This window comes from Mycobacterium sp. (assembly GCF_046091765.1).
Classification (GTDB): Bacteria; Actinomycetota; Actinomycetes; order Mycobacteriales; family Mycobacteriaceae; genus Mycobacterium.
The window spans coordinates 1-24,655 of record NZ_JBJTCF010000108.1 but is presented as its reverse complement, the minus strand read 5'-3'; the positions used below and the strand labels follow the sequence as shown (position 1 = coordinate 24,655).

Genomic DNA, 24,655 nt, shown 5'->3' with positions numbered 1-24,655 from the left:
GCCGCAACTTTCGGCCCGATCAGCCGCCGGCGGTCGAGGTCGGCCCGGCGGTGGTGGTCACGGTGACCGTCGTGGTCCGCACCGTGGTGGTCGCGGCGGTGCCGCCGTCCTGGTCGGCGGGGGACTCCGCGGGAGATTCCGCCGGGGGGGACTCCGCGAGGGAGGCCTCGCCGAACTCCGCCCACGAGTCGCGGTAGAGCACCGAGTCACCCTCGGAGACCAGCAACATCGTGGGGGAGATCGAGTAGGTGACGCCCTCGTTGGTGGCGACGATCGATCCGCCGGAGGTCCGCCCCGCCGGAATCGCCAGCGAGGCCTCGTCGCTCAGCCGGACCCCGCGGTACTCCAGTTCCCCATCCCCGTCCTCGCAGACCACCACCAGGGCACGGGCCGTGCGCCCGAAGACCGCCAGCGTCTGGCCCTGGTCACAGCGGGCGGCCGAGTCGGTGAAACCCTGGGCGTCGCGCGGATACTGCGCACCCGCCGCGGGCGTGGCGGGTTTGGCCGCCGAGGTCTGTGGGGCGGTACTGGTCGAGGTCGCCGAGGTCGCCGAGGTCGTCGAGGTCGCCGTGGCCGGCGCCGCCGCCGCCTCCGGCGGTGCGGGCTGGGAACCGACTGCCAGGCTCACCGCCACCGCCGCCGCAGCGAGGGCGCCGGCGAGAAGGACGGGCCGGGCTTTGGGATTGTCGTGGTCGGGCATCGCGCTCCCCTCCAGGGTTTGGGTCTTCTCAGCGAACCACCTCGGGCGCCGAATCCGGCGCTGCCGACCCGGCGTTTCCCGGATCGGTTCGGGCCAGCGTGTGACGACCACGATCGATCTGCCCCGCGGGACCGGCATCTGAGCGTTTCAGCCGGTCTGGCCGGTGCCAGCGGCTAGGCTCGATGCGTTCCCGACCGACGACCCCCGAGGACGTGAGATGCTCCGCGAAGCCCTCATCACCACACTCGCCGCCGGCGCTGCGCTCGCCACCGCGGGTCCCGCCCTCGGCGACGACCACAATCCCTCCTACACCGGCGATGTGCCCGGGATCAACTACCAGGCAAGGCTGAGCGCTCCGTGCTACCAGTGGGACCGGTTCATCTTCGGCCGCGGTATCGGCGGCGAAGCGATGGCCTGCCACTGGATCGCCCAACAGAACACCACCGTCGGCTGGGATCTGCCGCCGTCGGGAACCGGCTTCTGGGTGATCTCGCCGAAGCTGTACGGCGTCCAGGAGGTCGGAGCGCCGTGCCCCGGATCGCAGGCCGCGGCCCAGTCCCCGGATGGCCTGCCGATGCTGTGCCTGGGCGCCCAGGGCTGGCAGCCCGGGTTCCTCAAGGTCGGCGACTGGGGCAACGGGAGTTCGTTCGTCCCGGCCCCCTGACCGGACCCTGAGCGGCCGGCCCGCGCGGGCGACTCACACCGCGGTGGCGGCCTCGTTGATCTCCTCGAGGCGGGTGCTCGCCTCGAGGTACTCCCGCACCCAGCGTTCGATCACGGCGGCGCTCTTCTCGACCTTGGTCAGCTGACCCACCACCTGGCCGACCGGGTTGAACGCCACGTCCACGGTCTCGTTGGGGTACCGGTTGGTGGCGGCGACGGCCATGCCGGAGACCATGTACTGCAGCGGCATCCCCAGCGGCTCGGGATTGCCGGGTGTCTGCCACGCGTCGGTCCAGTCGTTGCGGAGCATGCGGCACGGTTTGCCGGTGAACGACCTGCTGCGCACGGTGTCGCGGCTGGTCGCTTTGGCGTAGGCGGCCTGCTGGACGGGGGTGTTGTGCGCCTCCTCGACCATCAGCCACTGCGAACCCGACCAGGCTCCCTGGCATCCCAGCGCCAGGGCAGCCGCGATCTGCTGGCCGCTACCGATGCCGCCGGCGGCCAGCACCGGCAATGGCGCGACCTCCCGGACGACCTGCGGCCACAGCACGATCGATCCGACCTCACCGCAGTGGCCGCCGCCTTCGCCGCCCTGGGCGATGATGATGTCGACGCCGGCCTCGGCGTGCTTGCGGGCCTGCGCCGGCGAACCGCACAGCGCGGCCACCTTGCGACCGGCCTGGTGGATGTGATCGATCATGTCCGCGGGCGGCGTGCCCAGCGCGTTGGCGATCAGCGTCATCTTCGGATGCCGCAGCGCCACATCCACCTGCGGGGTCGCAGTCGCCTCGGTCCAGCCCAGCAGTTTCAGCGCGTTCGAATCGGCGTCCTCGGTGGGCACCCCGTGGTCGGCGAGGATCTTCTTGGCGAAATCCAGGTGCTGCTGCGGGACCAGCTTGCGCAGCATCTCGGCGAGTTCCTCACCGTCCATGCCGGAGTCCATGCCCTCGTATTTGTTCGGGATCACGATGTCCACCCCGTAGGGGTGATCCCCGATGTGGGCGTCGATCCAGTCCAGTTCGATCTCGAGCTGCTCGGGGGTGAACCCGACGGCGCCCAGCACGCCGAAGCCGCCGGCTTTACTGACGGCGACGACGACGTCGCGGCAATGGGTGAAGGCGAAGATCGGAAATTCGATCTCCATGGTCTTGCACAGCTCGGTGTACATCGGCTCCATCCCCTGACGTGCGGGCACTCGGATGCAGACGAATCTACTCCGGTGGCCGCAGTCCGGGGCTAGGGCGTCCCGAGCGGCGTGAACGAGTTGAGCACCTGGGTCGCGACCTCGAGGTCGTTGTTGCCCTCCGGGAGCACGGCGGCCCAGATCTCGGCGATCGAGGTGGGGCCGAGGAAGATCATCGCGGACACGAACTTGACAGCGTTGCCGTCCTTGTCCTTGCCGTTACCGGCGAGCTGCACTCCGGGCCGCCCGTTGATGGTGACTTCCGCGGGATCGTCGAGTGTGATGTCGGTGTAGGTGTCCTTCAGGAAGTTGGTGGTCGAGTCAGCGATGGCGTCGATTTCCTGATTGGCTTGAGCGTCGGTGTCGTAGGTCTGCGCGCGGAACTGCAGGATCGCTCCGTTTTCGCTCTCCACCGACCCGAAATCGCCGACCTGATCAATCGTGCCGACTTTCCAACTGGCGGGGGCCTCGATGCTGAACAGTGCTCCCTGCTGCTGGGGATAGTAGAGCGTCGTCATCCCGGTCGCACTGTCCGGTGCGCCGCTTACGGCGCTGCTGGCGGCACTGGCGGCAGACGAGCCGATGCTGGTCGCACTCGACGCGGCCTCCTTGGTGGCCTCCTTGGTCTGCGAACAACTCGCGGCGGAGACCGCCGCCAGAGCGATGACTGCGGTGACGACGGCGGTGCTCACTGCTCGGGTGCTCATCACAACTCCTGACTTTGCGGCCTGACTCTTCGGCGAACACGCGAACACTAGCCGACGGACGGCCCCGGACACCAGCGTTCGGGCGAGCCGGGCGGCTAGTTTCGCGGGACCAGTTCCTGACCCGTCCACAGCAGCAGGAACATGGTCATACCCGCCAGGCAGAGCAGGTGATCGCGATAGATGGACCGGGCCAGCCGGCTCTGTCCGGCCGGGTCGTCTCGCCGCGAACCGAGCCGGACCGCGTTGGGAAAGGTGCGCACCCGCGCCAGCAGGATGGGGCCGCCGGCCAGTACCGCCGACGATGCCAGCAGCCACGCCGGCCTGGCTCCGGTCACCGCCTCGAATCCCAGCAGCCCGAGCAGGGTGAGCATCACCGCCGCGATCAGCGCCCCGCGCGGTCGGCTGGTGGTGGTCACCCGGTGGTAGTAGCTGGCGAGGGAAGCCAGGGTGGGCTCCTCGAGCACGCCGCCGCGACGGCGAACCTGGCTGTCGAACATCAGGTCCATCCACAGCACGGCCAGCAGAAAACCCGTACACGCCGTCAGCGCGGCATCGACCACGGTTTCTGCCCACTTTCCACGGCACAAGGGCGTAAGCTCAAGATGCTCAGCGTAGAGCGCGGACGGGTAGATCATGACGGTAGGCAGATGGCGACGGGCCGCAACCGGGTTCGCCTTCGTCGTGACGGCGTCCACGGCCGGGCTGGGCGTGGCGTCCGCGGACCCCGGAGTGCCGCAGAGTCCCGATCAGCCGTGCGTGCCGGGCATCTGGGTGTACAACCCCTACGTGGTCAACTGCGGGCTGCCGCCGCGCGGCACCCGGGTGCTCGGCCAGGCGCCCGACGCCGGTGCCCTGATCGCCTGCCGGGGAAACAAGCAGTGCCTTTCGCTGTATGTCAACGGCGGGTACGGGTGGTACCCGGGCGCGACCCTCGCGCCCAGCTACCACCCTTAACCACCAAAGAGGTTGACCGGGCTCGTCAGCGGTAGGTCCAGCGTGGTGCGGATGCCCGGCGGGGCGGCGATCACCGCCGGGATCGCGTTGACGATCCGGCCTGCCGCGCCAGAGATCGCGGCGTGGTTGTGGTCACCCAGGCGGCTGGTGGGACAGATCTCGACGGTGTAGGACGGCTCGCCGGTGATCTGCACCCGGTAGGAGCCGCCGGGCTGGGCGGGCTGGGCCCAGTCCGGACGGAGGTCACCGCGCAGACGCGTGACATGCTCGACCACGATCGCCGGGCGTCCCCCGGACATCCCGACGATCTCGAACCGGACTGCCGCGACGCCGCCACGGCGGATGCGCCCGGCGGCGATGTCGAAGTCCTCGGGTGCCGGTTCGCGTTCGTAGCTCTCGGCGATGGAGTCGATGCCGACGTTCAGCCCCGCCGCCAGTTGGCGGATGGCGCAGCCCCACGCGATGCTGAGCACTCCCGGCTGGAAAAGGATCGGCAGGTCTTCGAGAGGTTTTCCGAATCCCATCACGTCGAACATCACGATGGCGCCGTCATAGGTGGCATAGTCGGCGATCTCCATGCACCGGACTTGTTCGATGCTGCGGCAGGTGCTGGCCAGGGCCAACGGGAGCAGATCGGTGACGAAGCCGGGATCCACACCGTTGACGTAGATACTCGCGTTGCCCTGCCGCGCCGCGTCCTGCACCCCCTCGATGTACATGTCGGGCATCACCTGCCAGGGGAACTGCAGTACGCCCGGGGCAGAGCCGACCACGTTGACCCCGGCTGCCAGGATCGTGCGAACGTCGGCCATCGCTTCGACCAGGCGGGTGTCGCCCATCGCGCAGTAGACCGCGCAGTCGGGCTGAGAGGCCAGGATCGAGTCCAGGCCGGCGGTGGCCCGCACGCCGGTGACCACGTCCAGCCCGGCGAGTTCACCGGCGTCCCTGCCGACCTTCTCGGGGGTCGACACGCACAGTCCGGTCAGCTCGAAAGCGGGATTGGTGATCAGCTCCGCGAGCGCGAGCCGACCGACATTCCCGGTTCCGATGTGTGCCACTCGAATCGCCATGGGTTCAAGGTAGCCTGACGCCCCATGGGACGTGTAGCCGACAAAGTGGCACTCATCAGCGGCGGGGCGCGGGGGATGGGCGCTGCCGACGCCCGGATGCTCGTCGCCGAGGGCGCCAAGGTCGTGATCGGCGACATCCTCGACGACGAGGGCACCGCACTCGCCGAGGAGCTGGGCGACTCGGCCCGCTACGTGCACCTCGACGTCACCAGCGCCGAGGACTGGAAGGCGGCGGTCGACACCGCGGTGGATACCTTCGGCAAGCTCAACGTGCTGGTGAACAACGCCGGGATCGTGCAGGCCGCCCCACTGCGCACGCTGGACGTCGCGCGCTGGCAGAAAGTCCTCGACGTCAACCTGACCGGACCCATGCGGGGCATCAAAGCCGTCATCGATCCGATGGTCGCCGCCGGCGGCGGGTCGATCATCAACATCTCGTCGATCGAGGGCTTGCGCGGGGCGCCGTGGGTACACAGCTATGTCGCCTCGAAGTGGGGTCTGCGCGGGCTGACCAAGTCTGCCGCGCTGGAGCTGGCCTCGGAGAACATCCGGGTCAACTCGGTCCACCCGGGCTTCATCCGCACCCCGATGACCAAGAACCTGCCCGACGACATCGTGCAGGCGCCGATGGGACGGCCCGGAAACCCCGACGAGGTCGCCAGCCTCGTGCTGTTCCTGGCCAGCGACGAGTCGTCGTTCTCCACCGGATCGGAGTTCGTGGTGGACGGCGGTCTGGTAACCGACGTGCCGCATCGAGCTATGTGAGCCGGCGGCCCCGCGCGGCGACCCGCAGCACCGGCCAGCCGTTGGCCCGGGCAAGACGGGCCAGGCCCCGCCGCGGGTTGACCGGACGCGGATTGCCGACCAGCAGCATCAGCGCGGTGTCCTCGTCGCCGTCGGCGTAGAAGAAACTCTTCCCGAGCTCAACGCCACGGGTGCGGCAGAATCCCTGCACGGCGGCCGCTTTCTGCGCACCCCAGATGACCGGGTGCCGCACGTGGCCGGTGAGCACTCCGTGCGCATCGACTTCGAGTGCGTTGCAAACCAACTCGGAGATACCCAGCGCGCGCGCGACGGGGGCGGCGTGGATGGTCAGTGCCGAGGAACTCAGCACGATGGTGTGGCCGCGCTGGCGATGGGCCGTGAGGATCTCCTGCATCGCCGGGTAGAGGCGCCCGGCGTGATGGACGGCGAAGAGTCGGTCGCACACCGCGGTGACATCCCGCAGCGAGACTCCGCGCAGATAGACGGCTGCCCGTTCCAGCAGCCGCTCGAAGTGGACGCGTCCCACCTTGTAGCGGACGGCGGCCTCGAGGACACCGAACATCTCACCGAGCTGCGCCTGGCCGCGGCGCATCCGCTCACGCGCGTGGGCGGTCGCGGTGATGCCGGCCACCAAGGTGCCGTCCAGATCGAAGAAGGCGCCCACGTCCGGCCCCGACGGCGCTGCGGCGATCACGGCGAAGGGGTCGGAGGCGGCCACGCCAGGAACGGTAGCCGTCCGGCGCGAGCGGTGAGTCAGCTGGGACGGGCCAGTCCCCGGGCGGCTGCGTCCAACTCGTCCTCGTAGGCTCCCTCATCGCGGCCCAGCGCGACGGTGGCCAGGGCCATGACCGCCAGGGCGATCCCGAGGATGACGGCGCTCGGGGTGCTGACGTCGAGGTGCTCGCCGAGTACGACCTGACCGAGGAATACGGCCACGACCGGCTCGAGCACGAGCATCGCCGGCACGGAGGCCTTCAGCGAGCCGGCGTGAAACGCCGACTGCTGCAGCAGTGTGGCGGCGACCCCGATCGCGATCAGCAGGTAGGTGATCGGCGAGGTGAGCAGTTGCTGCCACTCCCCATGGGTGAGCAGATGCATCTCGATCTTGGTCAGCACCGCCACCACGCCGAAGAGCACCCCGACGCCGATCGCCAGCAGGATCGCGCGATGCCAGCCGCTGCTGCGTCCGGCGAGGGCCACGCAAGCGGCGACCAGTGCGACGCTGGCCACCGCCACCGCCACCGCGGTCACCTCCGAGCCCTCGTAGTCGCCCGCCCGGGTCCGGGTCAGGGCGACGAACACCGCCAGCGACATGGTGAGCACCACGGCCCAGCCCCACTCGGCGCGGCTGACCCGCCGGTGCGACAGCCACGCGCTCAGCGGCAGGGCGAACAGCAGAGCGGCGACCAGCAGCGGCGCGACCAGGATCAGCGACCCGTAGGCCAGCGCCAGCGCCTGGAAGGCGTACCCGGTGACCGCGCACGCCGTTCCCGCCCACCACAGCGGCCGCGCCAGCAGCGTCTTGATCATCAGGGTGCTGACACCCCGGTCGGCCGGAACGTCCATGGTCGCCCGCTGGCGCACGACAATCCCGATCGCGGTGAACACCGCGCCCGCCAGCGCCGCACCCACGACCAGGCCGTGCTGGAGCAATGTCGGTCCCTTCCGGTGCCCGCGTTCTGCCACCACCGTAGGCCACCTGGCCCATCACCTGGCCCATCACCTGGCCCATCACCTAGCCCATCACCTAACCCATTACCTGGGCCGCCATCAGGGCGACCGGCGATCAGCGCACCGGGACGACCACCGGCGCGCTGTTGTATCCGGTTGTCCGGACCCAGCCGGGAACGGCGTCGCCCGACAGCGCCCTGGCCCGGATCTGGACGGTCTCGCCGGGGAACACGGTGACGTAGTTGTCGTCGTACTCGACCGGCAGAGTCTCGTCGCCGTCGGGATTCTCAAGCAGCTCGGCGCGGGCGAAGAACGCGATCCGCGGTGTCTGGTTGCTCAGGCTGATCAGCACCCCGTCGCCGTCGCGGCGGGCGTCGACCCGGATCGGGGTCTTGGCCATCGTGTTGAGCGCGGTCATGTCGGCCCAACTGACCTGTTTGGAGTCGAACGCGGCGTCGTTGGCCGCAGGCCCGACGTCGTCGGCCCGTTGGGACTGCCAGTAGACGTTCTCGGCGACGCGCCCGGCGGCGTCGAACAGTTCGCAGCGCACGAAGAACACCGGGGAGTCGGCCGGCCCCGGCGGCAGCGACAGCACGGGAGCGGCACCGCCTGCTGCGACATCGATTCCCTCGGCTGCGCGCTCGGCGCGAACCCGGCCGGCCACATCGTAGACGCGCACCCGCACCCGCAGACCCCTTCGCTCCTCGGGACTCTGATTGACCACGGTCACCCGGGCTTGCCCGGGGTTGGTCGCATACGAGTCGAAGACCACCGACACCGGCCGCAGGCCCTTCTTGGCGCCGAAGTAGGCCCCGCCGGGGCGCAGGTAGTAGTCGAAGATGTTGCCGAAGAACGACGGCCAGTGGCTGTTGAGCATCCAGTAGATGGTCATCTTGTGGCTGTCCCAGCCGCCTGCGGCGAACGACTCGAACTGTGCGCGGGTGGCTTCGTAGTGGGCGAGTTGGGCTTTGTCGGCGAACATCTGCGCGCTCGAGGACGCGCCGTAGCGCCGGTCGATCGCGCGGCGGACATTGGTCAGGGTGGAGTTCTGCGGCGCCGCGCCGGCGTGGAAGAACCAGGTCGCGTTGATCGGCCAGAGCTTGTCCGGCGGGATGAACCGGCGCAGGCTGGCAAACGGCGGGATGTGCTCGTTGTCACCCTGCTCAGCCGAGGAGCCGCGCGCCGCCCGGTAGCGGCCGCTGAACCAGTAGGTCGGCGGGCGCCAGCTGTAGGGGCCGGCCATCTGGATTCCGTCCCACAGCGGCTCTCCGGACGCGTCGCGGGCGAAAGCGGACACCGTGTCGACCACGGCATTGGGCCAGTGCAGCTCATCGAGGATCGTGCGGTAGGCGGCTCGGACCGGCTCCGGCGGGCGCCCGTCGCTGCCGTTGGCCCAGATGAACACCGACGGGTGAGAACGCAGCATCTCGATCTGCGAGCGCAGGCTCTCACCCGCCACGCGGTGATCCTCGTCATCCCACTGCGACCAGCGCTCCCACTGGTTGCAGCACATCCAGCCGTACATCAGCGGGATGCCCACCTCGTCGGCCATCTCGACGAACCGCGCCGAGGCGATCTTGGACTCCAGCCGCAGCATGTTCAGACCCAGATCGCGGGCGTAGTGCAGCACGGCGGCATCGCGCTCGGGGTCATACCGGTAGAGCAGGTCTGGGGCGTAGGTCGCGCCGCGGACCGGGAAGTCGCGGCCGTTGACCTGAAGGTAGAAGTCGCCGCCGCCTCCGGGCAGTGCACCGCCGTCGGGATCACGGCCCTGGGTGACGGTGCGGATACCGAATCTCAGTGCCGCGGTCGCGGTGACGGTCCGGCCCTGGATGAAGTCCAGCCTGAGATCGTAGAGATCGGGGCGCCCCAGGGTGTAGGGCCACCACAGGTCGGGGTCGCTGACCGTCAGCGCGCTGAAGTCCTGCGGGGTGAAGCTGATGTCGCGTTGCTCACCCGGTTCCAGTCGCACCGGTGCCGCCACCCGGATCGCCGCGCGGCCGGGTCGGCTGATGATCGCCTGCAGCACTCCGCGAACAGGGTCACCGGAGTAGTTGCGCACGGCGGAGTGCACGGTGAGTCGGGCGGTCGAGGTGTCGGGCAGCGGCAATTCGGTGCTGACCGAGGACGGTCCGATGGCCGCGGGTCCGCTCATCCGCAGATGGACCGGCTTGAAGATTCCGGCGTTGCGGTCCGGCACGAACGAGACCGGAACCTTGCCGGAAGCCGTTGCGCCGGGTCCGCGGTAGCCGAGGTAGCGCCCGTTGATCCAGTCGTACCAGCTGTCGGCCAGCTCCACCCCGTCGACGTCCTGGATGGCGCGCTCGGGGGTGACCTTGACCGCGAGCGTGTTCGGCCCGCCGGGGTTGACCCAGCGCGTCACGTCCAGTTCGTGGTCGACGTACATCCCCACGATCTGGCGGTTGTCGGCAATACGGTGACCGTTGAGCCAGATGTCGGCGCGGTAGTTGATACCGGGGAAGTCCAGCCGGTAGGTGGAGAATCCCGCGGGTGCGGAGAACGTGGTGCGATACCACCAGTCCTGCTTGTACAGCTCGCCGACGGAGAGCATGTTCGTGCCGTAGTACAGATTCTGGTAGACCCCTGCGGACTGAAGGATGTCCAGCACCGTGCCTGGCATGCGTCGCACCGGCACCCATGCGCTGTCGTCGTAGGTGGCGGTCGATATCGCCGCACCGTCTCGGCCGCCGGCACCCAGCTTGTCGGCCGAGCTGAGTGTCCAGCCCGCGGCCAGTTCGACATCCCCCGCCGCGGGCGCAGACAGCGTCGAGGAAGGGGCTGGGAAACCCCGGTAGTCGCCGCCGCACAGCAACACCAGCAGCACCACGACCGCGACGATCCGCACAGGGATCTTCCCGACGTGGTGGGCCATGCTCGGCGGCTCCTCGCACATGCACGGACGACGGTCGGCCGGCACGTCGATCTTGGCAGAGTCGACCGGCCTGCAGGCGGGGCCGGGATCTAGGCTTACCGTATGACCGATCAAGACCGCGCCGTGACCCGCCGCGCCATTGCCGACGCCCTGCTGACCGCCCTGGAGCGACGTCACGAGGTTCTCGACGCGATCGTCGCCTCGGGCGATCGCGACTCCGCGGTGGACGCCATCACCGAGTTGCTCGGCACCCCCAGGATCGGCAGTGAGGCGGTGATGGCCATGTCCTTCGACCAGCTGACCAAGGAGTCTCGCCGCCGGATCGCCGCCGAGCTGGAGAATCTGGACAGCCAACTGAGCTTCTCGGTCGCCGAGCGCCCGGCCAGCGCTGATGACAGCCTGCGGCTGCGGCCGTTCTCAGCCGATTCCGACCGCGACATCTTCGCGGCCCGCACCGAGGACATGGGGGCCGCCGGTGACGGCTCGGGTGCACCGGCCGGTCCAGTCGACGACGAAATCCGCTGGGCGCGTGAGCGAGTGAGGACCGAGGACGCCGCCTGGTTCGTGGCAGTCGACGGCGAGGACAAAGTCGGCATGGTATTCGGCGAACTTGTCGGCGGCGAGGTCAATGTCCGGATCTGGATCCACCCCGCCCACCGCCAGAAGGGCTACGGGACCGCGGCGCTGCGCCGGTCGCGATCCGAGATGGCCGCGCAGTTCCCGGCGGCGCCGCTCGTGGTGCGGACACCGGGCGCCGCCCGCTAGGTGCGCGGTGGCCACCCGGGACTCGTCAATCCCCGCCGTTCCGCTGGCATTTCGCTACCCGGCGGCGATGTCCGCCGGTCCGCACGCGCGCCTACGGGAGCGGGTGTTGCGGCGGAGCGGTATCGACCTGTTTCCGCCGGACCGGACGGCCGCTGCCTTCAAGGCGGGCCTGACCGCGGGCGATCCTGTCGCTGAGCGCTTCGTCGCCGAGACCTACCACGGCGAGCTCGGCGCTCGCCGGTCGCGTGAACTGGTCGAGGAGGCGCTGCGGGCCGGTGTCGACAACGTTCCCAGCGCGCCGGACTCGATGCGGTCGCTGTTCGAGGAATTCGAGAATGTACCGGACTGGGCTGACGCCGGCCTCATCGAAGAGGGCGCCGCAGTCTGGCGGCGGTGGGCCTACGCACTGGGTGCGGTCGGCAACGCGGGCACGATGGACACCTACACCGAAGCGTGGCTCGCGCTGCCGCTCTCGCTGTCGGGGGGCTACGCGGGGGCCAGGGCACTGCATCGCTATCTGGAGACCTCGCGCTGGTGGATCGAGGTGAGCAAACCGGGGGCGGTCCTGCGGCCGGGCTCACCGGCCCGCAGCATCTCGATGCACGTGCGGATCATGCACGTGAGCGTCCGGGCCCGGGTGCGCCAGCACCCCGAGTGGGACTTCGAACGCTGGGGCCTTCCGATCAGTCAGTCGGCCATGCTGCTCACGCTGCTCGGCGGAAGCGTCGCACCGGCACTCGGCCTGACCGCACTGGGATATCTCACCTCGCCCCGCGAGGTTCGCGCGGTTCTGCACTTCAACCGCTACTGCGGTCACCTCGTCGGGGTGCGGTGCGAGGACTATTTCCCCGAGTCGGCGCGAGACGCGTGGCGGATTCTGTTCATGGCCGACGCGGCACGCAGCTACGACTCGGCGGAGACCGGCACCGAGTTGGTCGAGTCGTTCGTCCCGGCGTTCGCGCCCAAGGCGGAACAGCACGGGGTGGCGCGGATCCGGGCCGCCTACCACTACCGGCTGCAGGCGGGATACGCGGGCTTGTTCATGCTGCCGAAAAACCGGCGACGCTACCGGTTGCCCGCGGCGGGTCCCGGCATCGCGCTGCTGCTGGCGCGCGCACCCCTGATCGCAGCGATCGAGCTGGCCCGTCGGCTGGTGCCCGGCGTCGACCGGCGGTGGCAGCGCTGGGCGATGCGGCGCTGGGAACGTTGGCATGACTGGCAGGCCGGGGGACGGGCGGCGGAGTTCGCCGCTGCGACCCCGCTGCGACGCTAGCGGCACAGCCGCTGCGCTGCTGCGTAGGCTGAGACCCGATGAGCGCCCGCGCAGGAATCGTGGTCACCGGTACCGAGGTGCTGACCGGCCGGGTGAGCGACCGCAACGGCCCGTGGGTGGCCGACCGGCTGCTCGAACTGGGCGTCGAATTGGCCCACATCACGATCTGCGGTGATCGCCCCGCCGACATCGAGGCCCAGTTGCGTTTCCTGCGCGCCGAGGCAGTGGACCTGATCGTCACGACCGGGGGACTGGGCCCGACCGCTGACGACCTGACCGTGGAGACCGTCGCCCGGTTCTGCGGAGTGGACCTCGTGGTCGACGCGGCGACCGAGGCCAAGATCGCCGCGATCGTGCAGAAGTGGATGGCCCGGTTCACCGATGTGAACCTCGACGCGGTGCACGCGGCGACCCGCAAGCAGGCGACGGTGCCGGCCGGCGCCACCGTTCTCGACCCGGTCGGCACCGCACCGGGGGTGGTGGTGGGAAGTGGCCCGACCGTCGTCGTACTGCCCGGGCCGCCGCGGGAGTTGCAGGGCATGTGGCCCTCGGCGATGCAGACTGCCGCGGTGCAGAAGGCGATCGCCGGGCGCACCGCATACCGCCAGCAGACGGTGCGGATGTTCGGCTTGGCCGAGGCGGGACTGGCCGACACCCTGCGGGAGGCCAGCGCCATTCCCGGTTTCGAGACGCTGGAGATCACCACCTGCCTGCGGCGCGGTGAGCTGGAAATCGTCACCCGCTACGAACCGGACAGCGCGCCCGCCTACGACGCGCTGGCCGAGCTGATGCGGCAGCGCCACGGGCCGGCGATTTTCTCCGAGGACGGGTCGAGCGTCGATGACCAGGTGGCCGCCCTGCTGGCCGGCCGACGCATTGTCACCGCCGAGTCGTGCACCGCGGGACTGCTGGCCGCGCGGCTGACCGATCGGCCGGGGTCGTCGGAGTACGTCGCGGGCGGGGTGGTGGCCTACGCCAACGAGGCCAAGACCGCCCTGCTCGGTGTCGACCCCGAGCTGATCGCCAGCCACGGGGCGGTGTCCCAGGAGGTGGCCGAGGCCATGGCCACCGGAGCACTGCGCCGCTTCGGGGCCGACACCGCCGTCGCCATCACCGGGGTGGCCGGACCGGGCGGCGGGACGCCGGACAAGCCGGTGGGCACCGTGTGGTTCTGCGTGGCGTTGGAGGGCGGCGCGCCCGCCGCCCGCTGCATTCGGGTACCCGGTGAGCGCGCCGACGTGCGCGAGCGTTCGACGACGGTCGCGATGCACCTGCTGCGCGGTGCGCTACTGGGCCGGCGAGAGTGATTGCGGGTCGACGGGGAAGTCGAAGAAGGTGTCCGGGTAGGGCTCGGGGTTGAAGGTGAAGTGCCACCACTCCTTGTCGTAGTTCACGAACCCCTCCCGCGCAAGCCCCTCCACCAGCAGCAGCCGGTTCTTGGCCTGGTCGCCGCCGGTCCTGGGGTCCAGCGTGTGGGCGAGGGTGTCGAAGCAGTCGAAACCGGTGCCCATGTCGATCGAGTTGTCCGGGAACCGATCCGCCTGGGGCACAGCGCAATCCACCAGCGGCTGGCCCGGGACGTAGGGCGGGGTCTGCGCAGCCGGCAGTGGCACCAGCGTCACGTCGAAGGTGCTGCCCCGGCTGTGGCCGGAGCGCTCGGCGATGTAGCCGTCGGCGAACAGCGTCGACTTGTCCACCCTCGGGTAGAACTCCGCCTTCATCCTCTGGTCGATCAGGTTCGCCGCCCATCCGACGAAGTCGTTGACGGCCCGCTGCGGCCGATAGCAGTCGTACACCTTGAGGGTGTAGCCGCGCTCGAGGAAGTCCTGCTGGGCGCGGGACAGCGCCTCGGCGGCCGGGCGGGTCAGGATGCACATCGGTGCGAGGTACCCGTCGACGGGATCGCCGGTGAAGTTGTGCGGTGTGATGTAGCGGATCTCCTGCAGAATCGTCGGATCGACGTCGGAGAGCGCGACGAAATCACCGGGTGCCGCGGGCTCGGCGGCAGCCGGCGGGGCGCACAGGATCAGCGCGCTCAGCACAATCGCGGCGCGGCGCATCATGTGGCCATCGGCGAGGGTGGTCCCGGCTTGGCCTTGGCCGCATCCCGGCGACGGGCGGCCATCCCCGCGAGCGCCTCGAAGACCACCCGGTGGGCGGCGTTGACGGTCAGTTCGGCGTGGTCGTAGGCCGGCGCGACCTCGACCACGTCCACACCGGCGACGTCGTGCTCGTAGCACAGTTGGCGCACCATCCGAAGCAGGTCGGCACTGGTGATCCCACCGGGTTCGGGGGTGCCGGTTCCCGGGGCGTGCGCGGGGTCGAGCACGTCGATGTCGACCGAGACGTAGAGCTTGTCGGCTTTGGCTAATGCCTCGGACACCGCCTGACGCATCACGTCCTTGAACCCGCGGTCCCAGATCTCCTGCATGGTGTGCCACGTCATGCCCTGCTCGAGCATCCACTCGAAGGTGTCCTGCGGAGGCCAGTAGCCGCGCAGGCCGACCTGAACGAAGTGGGTGCCCGGTACGACGCCGGACTCGATGAGCCGGCGCATCGGGGTGCCGTGGCTGGCCAGGTTGCCGTCGATGATGTCGGCGGTGTCGGCGTGGGCGTCGAAGTGCACGATCCCGACATTGCCGTGCCCGTGGAAGTCCGCCACGGCGGTGGCGGCCGGCCAGGTGATCGAGTGATCGCCGCCGAGAATCACCGGAACGATGCCCCGGGAGGCGACGGTGTGCACCCGTTCGCGGATGTTGGCGTGGGACTTCTCGGTCTGCCCGTGCGGGCAGTGCGCGTCGCCGAAGTCGACCACTTCGAGCCAGTCGAAGATCTCCAGCCCCAGATCCATGTGGTAGGTACCGGGCTCATAGGCGGTCGCCCGGATGGCGCGCGGCCCGAACCGGGCTCCGGGCCGGTTGGATGTGGCGATGTCGAAGGGTGCCCCGACGATCGCGACGTCGGGACGCCACGCGTCGAGCTGCTCGGGTTCGGTCAGGAAGGGCAGCTGACCGAAGGACACCATCCCGGAATAGGCCAGATCGAGTTGCTCGGCCATCCCCGGTGCCACGTCACGTCGGGGTGGGTGCTCGCCCTCGCTCACCGCAGTGACACTACCGGCAGCGGGGAGAGCGGCGCGGGGCAATCAGTACGGCGGCAACTGGCCGTTGCCGGACTGCCCGGCCAGCCCGTTGAGCATGTCGAGGTACTGCCGCAACTGCAGCTGGGACAGCCAGGGCGGATTGTCTGCGGGCGGCACCGCGCCGTCGGTGAGCTGCCACGGCTGGCACCCGCTGGTCTTGAAGGCGACGTCGGTCACCTCGATCCGCACCACCTGGGCCTGTCGCGACAGCGCGTTGGCGAGCGTGGTGTCGTCGGCACCGATTCGTCTCCAGTAGCAGCTGGTGCCCTCGGCCGGGCCGGCACTGGTGTAGGTCCCGGGCAGGATGTCGGTTCCGACGCCGTAGATGCCGTCACCATCAAGGACGGTCGCGGGTCCGGGCGGTCCGGGAGCCGGGGGGTCTGCGGCCGCGCTGCCGGCACCGGGGACCAGTCCGAGGATCAGTGCGGCGACGCCGGCGAAAAGCGCCGCGGTGCCCACCGCCGTCCAGCGACCCATGACTGCCAAGCTACGCCCGGCGGGATGGGCCGGGTACTCAGGCCGTCTTCTTGCCGACGAGCGAGAGCAGGGCGCGGCGCCGGCCCAGGATCGCCTCGTCGAATTGGTGCTCGGCCTCCGCGAGCGTGCCGACGAGGGGCATTTCAGCGAGTTCGGCCGCGTCGAGGGCGTCGGTCAGCAGTTGGTTGGCGGATTCGCCCGCCACCAGGGCCCAGGCCGTGCCGGCGGCGGCGCACCGGTCTGCCACCCCGGTGAGCAGTCGGGCCGCGCCGGGGGTCAGCGAGGTCGATCCGGTGAGATCCAGGACGAACGGCCGGTCGGCGGTGACGAAGCGCAGGGCGTAGCCGGTGAGGCTCTCGGCGTTGGCGGCGTCGATCCGGCCGCTGATCGCCACGACGGTCGCTGCGTGACGGCAGTAGGCCCACGCGTGGGCGCCCTGTTCGTCCACGGCGAGATCGCCGTAGCGTGAGGTGAAGCTGGTCATGATCGCCCCTCGGTGCCGGGTTGCCGTCCGACCGGTGCGCCGGCGGACGTTTGCTCCGATGCTATGCCGCAAATCTAAGGCTCCGGGGAGCAGCCTCTAAAACTCCGGTGAGAAAGGCCTCACACGCAGTCCGAGCCGCCGTCGACGACGAACACCGACCCGGTGGTGTAGCTACTTTGCTCGGTGCACAGGAAGGCGACGGTGGGAGCCACTTCGGCGGTGACCCCGAACCGCCTCAGCGGGATGTGCCGCAACTCCGCGTCGAGGATGGCGGGCAGCGACTGCATCGGCGCCGTCATCGGGGTGTCGATGGTGCCGGGCGCCACGGCGTTGACCCGGATGCCGTCCCGGGCCCACTTCACGGCGAGGTTTCGCGTCAGGTTGATGATCCCGGACTTGGCCGCGCTGTAGCCGGGAACCAGCGTGACCGCGCGCAGCGCCGACAGGGACGCGAGATTGACCACGCTCGCCCCGCCCGGCGCGACCGAGGCCTTCAGCGCGCGGTGCAGCGCCACGGTCAACCGGTAGGGGCCGATCAGGTTGAGTTCGACCGACGCCCCGAAACCGTCCGGATCGGACTCGTCGAGTCCGCCGGGGAAGTTCGCGCCGGCGTTGTTGACCAGCACATCCAGAACGTCGGCGTCGGCCAGTTCGCCGACTGAGTCCGGATCGGTCAGCACCAGGCGCCGATAGGCCATGCCGGACAGGTCGGCCTCGTACTCGCCGGGATCGGCCTTGGTTCCGGTGATCGTGACCTCGGCACCGGCGTCACGGAAGAGCAGCGCCACGGTGAGGCCGATCCCGCTGGTGGCCCCGGTGACGAGCACCCGCGTCCCGGTGAAGTCGAAGCTGACCCGAGCAGTCATGAGTACCTCGCGATCTGGTGGCGCAGCCAGGCGGTCTCCCAGAAGTTGACGCTATCGGCCAGCAGCGCCTCATGCGCTGCCAGCAGGACCGCCCTGGCTTCGCGGTGCTCCGGTTCGGAAGCGGTGACGATTTCGGCAAGGTGGATGGCCTGCAGCGGCCGGCCCGCCGCGAGGTGGTGGTGTGCCCTGGCCGCCAGCGCGTCCGGCCCGGCCAACTCGACGAGGTCCGCGCTGATCGCATCGGGGCCGACCGGGTAGAGCTCGGTGGTGGAACGGTGGTGGAACCAGCCCGAGTAGTTCTCCCAGATGGCCCGGACGTTCCACGGCACCTTCCCGTAGCCCTGGCCGACTTCCAGGGCGGGCGGCAACGTCACCTCGGCCATCAGGGTGCGGACGTCCTTGCCGGCGTTCATGCCGGCGACCGTCTGGTCATGGACGGAGCGGATCGCGTCGCGCAGGCGGGTCAGTTCGGCATCGATGCGCTCGGCCCCACCGATCGGCGCGAAGTGACCGGTGAGCAGCAACTCGGGCTGCAGGCTCCGGACCCGCTCGACGGTCTCGAGGACCGTCAGCGCATCCCGGTAGCGATCTCCGCGCACCGTCACCAGATTCGGGATGTGGCCGAACAGAGGTCCGAAGGTGTTGCCGGACAGACAGATTCGCTCATCGGGAAGCCACACGACCATCGAGTCGGTGGTCTCACCGCCGGGAGTCGCGATCAGCTCCAGCCGCCGGCCGCCGACCTCAAGGCTGAGCGTGTCGGTGACTTCGATATCCACCGCCGGGACGCTCTGGGCAGGCAGCTTCCTGCCGAAGCGGCGCTGGATGGCCGCAATTCCCTCGGCCAGGGTGCTGCTGAACGCGAAGGCGCTGCGGCTCACGCGATAGTCCATCAGGCGCTCGTTGTCGTCGCGCCAGAGGCGCCAGTTCGCCTGGGCGATCACGTCGGTGCCGGGGTCGCGCAGCGTGTCGATTCCGCCGACGTGGTCGTAGTGGCCCTGGGTCACGATGATGTAGCGCACCGGCGCGGAGTCCACCGCGTCGAAGTTGGCCCGGTGCACCGGCGCCTCGAAGCCCATCCCGGTGTTGACCACGACGCGGCCGTCCCCGGTGGTCAGCAGATAGGAGTTGGACAGTCCGGGGGAGCACCAGATTCCGGGCGCCACCGGTTCGGCGTGTTCGGCCGATGCCGGGCGCATCGCGTCGGCGCCCGGCCTGCTGCGCCAGATCGGCTCCTCGGCGCCCGACGTCATCCGTCCTCCCCGGGTGGCGTCACGGATCTTCCGTTCGCACATCGAAGCGGTCGAGGTAGAAGCCGAACCGTGCGCGCAGATCCTTCGCGGAGACCCCGAAGTGACCGGTGAGGTCGTAGCGGATCGCGCCTTTCTTGCCGCGCGGGTTCGCGTCGAGGTAGCGGCGGAAGCGGTCCGCGACCGAGGACGGGATGTCGACGCCCGCACGGTCGTAGAGCGCCCGCAACTGGCCCATCTCGTCGCCATTGAGCTGGTGAAAACCGATGTCGATGCTGCGGTCGGCGGGCACCAGGGCGCGATCGCGGACGCAGGCGCTGAGCAGCCGGTGCACACGGTCGGTCCAGTACTCGATGAGCCACTGCGGTTCGATACTGTTGCGGCGCAACCGATCCGAGTAGGCCATCATCGTCGCCGCGGACTGGATCACCGCGACCGGATCGCGATGGGTGAACGCCACGGTCGCGTCGGGAAAAGTGGCCATCAGTGGGCCCAATTGTTCGGCGTGCTGGGGTGACTTCAACACCCAGGTTCGCGGACCGCGCAGGAATGTCAACGCCTGCAGGACCGTCTTGAGGTAGCGGTAGTGCCGGTAGTGGTCCAGGCCGAGGTAGGTGTCGCGCCACGACGGCACCCGGGCATGCCACTCCAGCACGTAGGCGGCCAGATCCAGGTCCAGCAGCTCGACTTCCTCCTCGATGGCCTCGGGGAACTGGTCGTGCATCGCGGCCACGTAGGGCGCACTGGCCATCAGCGCGTCGTGCTCGGCCTTCGCGCGGGCGAAGCGCGGATCGATCCCGGCGGTGTCGGGACCCTGGCCGCGGGCGGGGATGGGCTCCTGGCTCTCCCAGTAGGGAAGCGCGCGGCGGCGCGGATCCTCGGCGATCAGGTTGACCAGATGCGTGGTTCCCGAGCGGGGCATCCCGACCACGATCAGCGGTCTTTCGATCTCGATGGCGGTGATCTCCGGGTAGCGCTTGAGCAGATCGGTCAGCGAGAGCCGATTGCGCAGCAGCCGCACAATCCTCGACCGCAACGTGCGCCGGGCCAGCTGGCGCAGCCCGGTGTCCGCCTCGATCGCCGCGACGTACGCCGAAAGCCGCCCCCGCAGGCCGCCACCGGACTGATCGTCGGGCAGGTCGTCGGCCAGATCATCGGCACCGGCGTCGGCGATCGCTTCGGCGAGCATCCGGTCGGGATCCAGATCAACCGGGTGGGACTCGGTGTAGGCCAGGATCTGGCGCTGGACGTCGGTCAGCACCGGATCGGTCAGATCACCCAGGTCGAGCTGCTGCGCCCGCATCCACCGTCCCTCGCACCTCGTGTGTCCGCCGCTTGCCCGCACTGACCGCTCGACATAGTGTCCGGGGAAATGACGCCGAGCGCAGCCGATACCGCCATCCGGCAGGTGCGCGTCCACGCGCCCGGCACGGCCGAGCTGGATCGGGTGCCGATCCCGCCCTGCGGACCGCGGGACGCGATCGTCGACGTCCGGGCCTGCGGGATCTGCGGCAGCGACCTGACCTATCTCCGCCTCGGCGGCCTGGCCGGACCCGGCGGTGCGCCGATGGCGCTGGGCCACGAGTTCGCCGGCGTGGTGCGCACCGTCGGCGCCGAGGTCACCGGCGTGACCGCCGGACAGCGGGTCGTGGTGCACCCCGGCGACGACGCACTCGGCCGGATCGGCGGGGGAGCGGCCGAGGGCGGCCTGGCCGATGCGGTCCTGGTGCGCGAGGCCGCCCGCGGGGACCGGCTGGTCGCGGTCCCCGACGGCATGCCGCTGGAGGTTGCGGCGCTGGCCGAGCCGGTGGCGGTCGGGATGCACGCCGCCGAACAGGCCGCCGTCGGGCCTGGCGACAAGGTCGCGGTGTTCGGCTGCGGCCCGATCGGCCTGGCCGCGATTGCCAGCATGGCCGATCGCGGCGTCACCGATGTCGTCGGCATCGACCCCTCGGCGACCCGGCGCGGCCTGGCCGAATCCCTGGGCGCGGCCGCGGTGATCGACCCGGGGCGCACCAGCGTCTGGCGCGAACTCGGTCAGCTGCACGGCAGGCAGTCCCTGGCCTACGGATGGGCGCCGGGGACCGACGCCTTCATCGAAGCGTCGGGCTCCGACGACGTACTCGGGTCCATCATCGACCGCGCCGGACGGCACTCCCGGGTCAGCGTCGTCGCACTGCACTACAACCCGGTGCCGGTGAACTTCCTCAGCGTGCTGATGAAGGAGCTCACCATCCGCGGCTCCATCGAGTACCCGGACCGCTTCGCCGACGCCGTCGACCTGCTGGCCCGCCGCGACCTGTCCGCCCTGATCACCGATCGCTTCCCGCTCAGCCGGATCGGCGACGCCCTCGAGTTGCTCGCCGCCAGCAAGGAGTGCGGGAAGGTGATGATCGAGACGGGGGATTCAGGCTGAGCCAGGCCCGCAACCCGTCCTGCCGCCAGTCTTACGCGTTTCTTACCCAAGCCGGAATTCGTGGCAGCCCGGGCGCGACCCCCCTAGCCTCGGTGTTACCAATGATGACGGAGGTACGCATGAAATCGCTGCAGGCGGTCATCCGCTCGCTGGTCCTGGTTCTCGGGGCTGTCGTGCTCACCATGGGTCTCGTCCGGCCGGCTACTGCCGCCGCCGCGGACCTGAACTTCACCGGCACGACCCTCAACGGGGGAACCTTCAACGGCGCCAGCCTCCAGGGCAAGCCCGCGGTGCTGTGGTTCTGGACGCCGTGGTGCCCGTTCTGTAACCAGGAGGCTCCGGGGGTCAGCGCCGTCGCAGCCGCCAACCCGGCGGTGACGTTCGTCGGGGTCTCGACGCGGGCGGACGTGCAGTCGATGCAGAATTTCGTCGCGCGGTACGGCCTGAACTTCACCAACATCAACGACGCCGACGGGTCGATCTGGGCCATGTTCAACGTGCCCTGGCAACCCGCCTACGTGTTCCTGCGTCCCGACGGGACGTCGACATTCGTCAACAACCCGGTGTCGGCGATGTCCCAGCAGGAACTCAGCGACCGGGTCGCAGCACTGACGTCCTAGCCCCGTCGGCAGTTCGACAGACGTGAACGAGCAACTTCTTGGTCTGGCGTTCGCCGCGGGCATGGTGGCCGCGTTGAATCCGTGCGGCTTCGCCATGCTCCCGGCCTACCTGACGCTGGTGGTCAACAGAGACGGGGAGTCGCAGACCTCGGCGGTGGCTCGCGCGTTGGCCGCCACCGCCGTGATGGCCACGGGCTTCCTCACCGTGTTCGGGTTGTTCGGCCTACTGACGGTGTCGGTGGCGTCGACGGTGCAGCGCTACCTGCCCTACGTCACCCTGGTCGTCGGGGTCGCTCTCGTCGCGCTCGGAATCTGGCTGCTCCGCGGCCGCGAACTGAAGGTCGACTGGGGCACTCGCTGGGGGCGCAGCGGCCGGTGGGCGCCGAGCGCTCAGTTGGGGTCGATGTTCGGCTACGGCGTCGGGTACGCGATCGCCTCGCTGTCGTGCACGGTCGGCCCCTTCCTCGCCGTGACCGGCAGCAGCCTGCGCGGCGGGCCGGTCAGCGGCCTGCTCGCCTACGCCGCCTACGCGGCGGGCATCGCCCTGGTGGTCGGCGCGCTGGCGGTCGGGGTCGCGCTGGCGAGTTCGACGTTCATCGGCCGGATGCGACGGATGCTGCCCTACGTCAACCGGGTCAGCGGCGCGATCATGGTGGCGGTGGGCGTGTACGTCAGTTACTACGGATGGTTCGAGTTGCGGTTGCGCACCGCCGACGGAGCCCTCGACGATCCGGTCATCGCGGTGGCCGGTCGCGTGCAGCGGGCAGTTGCGGGCTGGGTCTACCAGCACGGTGCGTGGCCCTGGCTGCTGGCACTGGTGGGGCTGACCGTCGCCGCCCTGTGGGCGCGGCGACGGCACCGGCGCACGCCGACGGATGCCGAACCGCACGCCGCAGCGCCCTGAGGTTGCGCGGAGCCCCTGGGTAGGGTGAAGAGTCGTGCCCGCCCACCCCGTTCAGACCGTCCGCTCCGGCGCCTTGCGCACGGTCGCCTTCGAACTCGTTCCGCCCAATGCCGACCGCGGTCCGGTGGAGCGCCTCGAGGAGGCACACAAGGTCACCCGGCTCGCAGGGGAGTCCGGGATCGCGATCGGCCACGTCATGATCCCCGGCATGATCGACGAGGACGCCGATCGCCCGGTCGACATGAAGCCCAAGCTCGACGTGCTCGAGTACTGGTCGCTGATCGCCCCGGAGATGCCGGGCGTTCGCGGCCTGTGCACCCAGGTCACCTCGTTCTCCGACGAATCGGCACTGCGGCTCCGGCTGCGCGCCCTGCTGGATGCCGGTATCGAGGGCATCGCCTTCGTCGGGGTCCCCCGAACCATGAACGACGGCGAGGGATCCGGCGTTGCGCCCACCGACGCACTGACGATCTTTGCCGACCTGGTGCCCAACCGGGGAGCGATCCTCATCCCGACCCGGGCCGGCGAGGTCGATCGGTTCGGATTCAAGTGCCGCCAGGGCGCCACCTACGGCTTGACGCAGCTGCTGCACTCCGACGCCATCGTCGGGTTCCTGAAACAGTTCGCCGCGACCACCGAGGAACGCCCGGAGATCCTGCTGTCGTTCGGGTTCGTGCCCGGGATGGAAACCCGGGTCGGACTGATCAACTGGCTGATCCAGGACCCCGGGAACGCCGCTGTGGCCGAGGAGCAGGACTTCGTCCGGCGACTGGCCGCCGCCGAGCCCGCCGACCGACGCCGACAGATGGTCGAGCTCTACCAGCGCGTCATCGACGGCGTCGGGTCCCTGGGTTACCCGCTGAGCATCCACTTCGAGGCCACCTACGGCTACTCGCCGGCCGCATTCGACATGTTCGCCGAGATGCTGGCCTATTGGTCGCCGTACGCCGCGCGATGACTCCCGCGTGAAGACCTGGATCGACTTCGACACCGCTCCGGTGTTCGCCATTCCGCTCAGCGATCCGCTGGACGGGACGGAGCACTGCGAGGGCATGCTGATCGAGGGTCCGCAGGGGTGGGGCGAGTTCAGCCCGCCCGCCGGATGTGACGACCGGGTCGCCGCCCGTTGGCTGACGGCCGCCATCGAGGTGGGGACCGTCGGATGGCCCGATCCGCTGCGGGGCCGGGTGCCGATCGCGGTGACCGTCCCCGCGGTCGAGGCCACGCGCGCCGGGCAGATCGTCGTCGCGTCCGGATGCGCCGCCGCCACCGTGCGCGTCGCCGCCCACCCGGGCTCCCTTCCCGGGGACCTCGCCCGGGTGGCGGCAGTGCGCGAGGCCCTCGGACCCACCGGGGCCGTCCGCTGCGACGCCACCGGCAACTGGAGCCTCGATGAGGCGACGGCGGCGATCCCGGCGCTGGACCGGGCCGGCGGGGGCCTTGAGTTCGTCGTCCAGCCCTGCGCGACCCTTGCGGATCTGCGGTCCCTGCGCGCGCGGGTCGACGTGCCGATCGCCGCGTGCCAGTCGATCAACGATGCCCCCGACCCGTCGCACGTGGAGGTCTCCGGTGCCGCCGACGTCGCGGTGCTCTCGGTTGCCGCACTCGGCGGGGTGCGCCGCGCGCTGCGGGTCGCCGAGCAGTGCGGGCTGCCGTGCGCGGTGACCTCCCCGGTGGCCAGCAGCATCGGAATCGCCGGCGGGCTGGCGCTGGCGGGCGCCCTTCCGGGAACCGGGTTCGCGGCCGAACTGGGCCTGGCGGCCCTGCTGGCCGGCGACGTGGTGAGCGCGGGCCGCACGCTGCGGCCGGTGGACGGGCACCTGCCGGTGGCGCCGATGCCGGCCGCCCCCGA

26 protein-coding genes are annotated in these 24,655 nt (G+C 69.9%); 11 read left to right on the top strand and 15 right to left on the bottom strand.

The genetic code is table 11. The annotated features are described in order from the left end of the window. Positions 1 to 19: 19 nt before the first annotated feature. Positions 20 to 700 (bottom strand): hypothetical protein, encoded by a 681-nt coding sequence (locus ACKOB8_RS11870; RefSeq protein WP_526377429.1) that lies wholly within the window; start codon positions 698 to 700, stop codon positions 20 to 22. 217 nt (positions 701 to 917) lie between these two features. Here ACKOB8_RS11870 and ACKOB8_RS11865 point away from each other — a divergent pair, with 217 nt between their 5' ends. After that, positions 918 to 1,364, top strand: a complete 447-nt coding sequence (locus tag ACKOB8_RS11865) for a hypothetical protein (RefSeq protein WP_526377427.1) — start codon at positions 918 to 920, stop codon at positions 1,362 to 1,364. A gap of 33 nt (positions 1,365 to 1,397) precedes the next feature. Here ACKOB8_RS11865 and ACKOB8_RS11860 read toward each other — a convergent pair whose 3' ends face one another. From ACKOB8_RS11860 to ACKOB8_RS11850, 3 genes are all read right to left on the bottom strand, one after another. Next, positions 1,398 to 2,531, bottom strand: coding sequence for a nitronate monooxygenase (locus ACKOB8_RS11860; protein ID WP_526377559.1), 1,134 nt, complete (start codon positions 2,529 to 2,531; stop codon positions 1,398 to 1,400). A gap of 68 nt (positions 2,532 to 2,599) precedes the next feature. After that, a complete protein-coding gene (locus tag ACKOB8_RS11855) occupies positions 2,600 to 3,253 on the bottom strand; it encodes a hypothetical protein (protein ID WP_526377425.1) in 654 nt (217 codons plus the stop codon). A gap of 95 nt (positions 3,254 to 3,348) precedes the next feature. After that, complete coding sequence (locus ACKOB8_RS11850) at positions 3,349 to 3,759, bottom strand: hypothetical protein (protein WP_526377557.1); 411 nt, start codon at positions 3,757 to 3,759, stop codon at positions 3,349 to 3,351. 127 nt (positions 3,760 to 3,886) lie between these two features. Here ACKOB8_RS11850 and ACKOB8_RS11845 point away from each other — a divergent pair, with 127 nt between their 5' ends. Then, the gene (locus ACKOB8_RS11845) at positions 3,887 to 4,207 is read left to right on the top strand and encodes a hypothetical protein (RefSeq protein WP_526377423.1); all 321 of its coding nucleotides are present in this window, start codon (positions 3,887 to 3,889) and stop codon (positions 4,205 to 4,207) included. Here ACKOB8_RS11845 and ACKOB8_RS11840 read toward each other — a convergent pair. Further along, positions 4,204 to 5,277 carry an NAD(P)H-dependent amine dehydrogenase family protein gene (locus ACKOB8_RS11840; RefSeq protein ID WP_526377421.1) on the bottom strand — a complete coding sequence of 358 codons (1,074 nt, stop codon included), beginning with the start codon at positions 5,275 to 5,277 and terminating at the stop codon, positions 4,204 to 4,206. The genes ACKOB8_RS11845 and ACKOB8_RS11840 overlap by 4 nt on opposite strands. A 24-nt stretch (positions 5,278 to 5,301) precedes the next feature. On the opposite strand from ACKOB8_RS11840, the gene ACKOB8_RS11835 reads away from it, so the two are divergent. After that, positions 5,302 to 6,042: a glucose 1-dehydrogenase gene (locus ACKOB8_RS11835; RefSeq protein ID WP_526377419.1), complete on the top strand. Its 741-nt coding sequence runs from the start codon at positions 5,302 to 5,304 to the stop codon at positions 6,040 to 6,042. Here the strand turns inward: ACKOB8_RS11835 and ACKOB8_RS11830 are convergent. From ACKOB8_RS11830 to ACKOB8_RS11820, 3 genes are all read right to left on the bottom strand, one after another. After that, entirely contained in the window at positions 6,035 to 6,760 is a 726-nt protein-coding gene (locus tag ACKOB8_RS11830; protein ID WP_526377417.1) for an HAD family hydrolase, read from the bottom strand. The two genes, ACKOB8_RS11835 and ACKOB8_RS11830, sit on opposite strands and share 8 nt — an antisense overlap. A gap of 35 nt (positions 6,761 to 6,795) precedes the next feature. Continuing rightward, positions 6,796 to 7,695: a DMT family transporter gene (locus ACKOB8_RS11825; RefSeq protein WP_526377415.1), complete on the bottom strand. Its 900-nt coding sequence runs from the start codon at positions 7,693 to 7,695 to the stop codon at positions 6,796 to 6,798. 133 nt (positions 7,696 to 7,828) lie between these two features. Then, on the bottom strand, positions 7,829 to 10,606 hold the full coding sequence (locus ACKOB8_RS11820) for a glycoside hydrolase family 2 protein (RefSeq protein ID WP_526377413.1): 2,778 nt from the start codon (positions 10,604 to 10,606) through the stop codon (positions 7,829 to 7,831). A gap of 102 nt (positions 10,607 to 10,708) precedes the next feature. Here ACKOB8_RS11820 and ACKOB8_RS11815 point away from each other — a divergent pair, with 102 nt between their 5' ends. From ACKOB8_RS11815 to ACKOB8_RS11805, 3 genes are all read left to right on the top strand, one after another. Then, positions 10,709 to 11,371 (top strand): GNAT family N-acetyltransferase, encoded by a 663-nt coding sequence (locus tag ACKOB8_RS11815; RefSeq protein WP_526377411.1) that lies wholly within the window; start codon positions 10,709 to 10,711, stop codon positions 11,369 to 11,371. Between the two features lie 67 nt (positions 11,372 to 11,438). Further along, on the top strand, positions 11,439 to 12,644 hold the full coding sequence (locus tag ACKOB8_RS11810; RefSeq protein ID WP_526377409.1) for an oxygenase MpaB family protein: 1,206 nt from the start codon (positions 11,439 to 11,441) through the stop codon (positions 12,642 to 12,644). Positions 12,645 to 12,682: 38 nt separating this feature from the next. Next, on the top strand, positions 12,683 to 13,951 hold the full coding sequence (locus ACKOB8_RS11805; protein WP_526377407.1) for a competence/damage-inducible protein A: 1,269 nt from the start codon (positions 12,683 to 12,685) through the stop codon (positions 13,949 to 13,951). Here the strand turns inward: ACKOB8_RS11805 and ACKOB8_RS11800 are convergent. The 7 genes from ACKOB8_RS11800 to ACKOB8_RS11770 form a co-directional block, all read right to left on the bottom strand. Next, entirely contained in the window at positions 13,931 to 14,707 is a 777-nt protein-coding gene (locus ACKOB8_RS11800; protein WP_526377405.1) for a M15 family metallopeptidase, read from the bottom strand. The genes ACKOB8_RS11805 and ACKOB8_RS11800 overlap by 21 nt on opposite strands. Then, entirely contained in the window at positions 14,704 to 15,702 is a 999-nt protein-coding gene (speB, locus tag ACKOB8_RS11795) for an agmatinase (protein ID WP_526377555.1), read from the bottom strand. Before speB ends, ACKOB8_RS11800 begins: the two co-directional genes overlap by 4 nt. Positions 15,703 to 15,789: 87 nt before the next feature. Next, complete coding sequence (locus ACKOB8_RS11790; RefSeq protein ID WP_526377403.1) at positions 15,790 to 16,263, bottom strand: Rv1352/Rv1906c domain-containing protein; 474 nt, start codon at positions 16,261 to 16,263, stop codon at positions 15,790 to 15,792. 37 nt (positions 16,264 to 16,300) lie between these two features. Continuing rightward, a complete protein-coding gene (locus ACKOB8_RS11785; RefSeq protein ID WP_526377401.1) occupies positions 16,301 to 16,747 on the bottom strand; it encodes an STAS domain-containing protein in 447 nt (148 codons plus the stop codon). Positions 16,748 to 16,866: 119 nt separating this feature from the next. Then, entirely contained in the window at positions 16,867 to 17,613 is a 747-nt protein-coding gene (locus ACKOB8_RS11780; RefSeq protein WP_526377399.1) for an SDR family NAD(P)-dependent oxidoreductase, read from the bottom strand. Continuing rightward, positions 17,610 to 18,866, bottom strand: a complete 1,257-nt coding sequence (locus ACKOB8_RS11775; protein WP_526377397.1) for an MBL fold metallo-hydrolase — start codon at positions 18,864 to 18,866, stop codon at positions 17,610 to 17,612. Before ACKOB8_RS11775 ends, ACKOB8_RS11780 begins: the two co-directional genes overlap by 4 nt. 19 nt (positions 18,867 to 18,885) lie before the next feature. Further along, positions 18,886 to 20,166 (bottom strand): sulfotransferase, encoded by a 1,281-nt coding sequence (locus tag ACKOB8_RS11770; protein WP_526377396.1) that lies wholly within the window; start codon positions 20,164 to 20,166, stop codon positions 18,886 to 18,888. Between the two features lie 69 nt (positions 20,167 to 20,235). Between ACKOB8_RS11770 and ACKOB8_RS11765 the strand changes: the two genes are divergently transcribed. The 5 genes from ACKOB8_RS11765 to ACKOB8_RS11745 all read left to right on the top strand — a co-directional run. Next, entirely contained in the window at positions 20,236 to 21,279 is a 1,044-nt protein-coding gene (locus tag ACKOB8_RS11765; RefSeq protein WP_526377395.1) for a zinc-dependent alcohol dehydrogenase, read from the top strand. 119 nt (positions 21,280 to 21,398) lie between these two features. Continuing rightward, entirely contained in the window at positions 21,399 to 21,899 is a 501-nt protein-coding gene (gene dsbE / locus ACKOB8_RS11760; protein WP_526377394.1) for a disulfide bond-forming protein DsbE, read from the top strand. A 22-nt stretch (positions 21,900 to 21,921) separates the two neighbouring features. Beyond that, positions 21,922 to 22,803 carry a cytochrome c biogenesis CcdA family protein gene (locus ACKOB8_RS11755; RefSeq protein ID WP_526377393.1) on the top strand — a complete coding sequence of 294 codons (882 nt, stop codon included), beginning with the start codon at positions 21,922 to 21,924 and terminating at the stop codon, positions 22,801 to 22,803. A gap of 34 nt (positions 22,804 to 22,837) precedes the next feature. After that, positions 22,838 to 23,761, top strand: coding sequence for a mycobacterial-type methylenetetrahydrofolate reductase (locus ACKOB8_RS11750; RefSeq protein WP_526377392.1), 924 nt, complete (start codon positions 22,838 to 22,840; stop codon positions 23,759 to 23,761). Positions 23,762 to 23,768: 7 nt separating this feature from the next. Then, positions 23,769 to 24,655, top strand: an 887-nt coding sequence (locus tag ACKOB8_RS11745; RefSeq protein ID WP_526377391.1) for an enolase C-terminal domain-like protein, incomplete at its 3' end; no start/stop codon positions are given.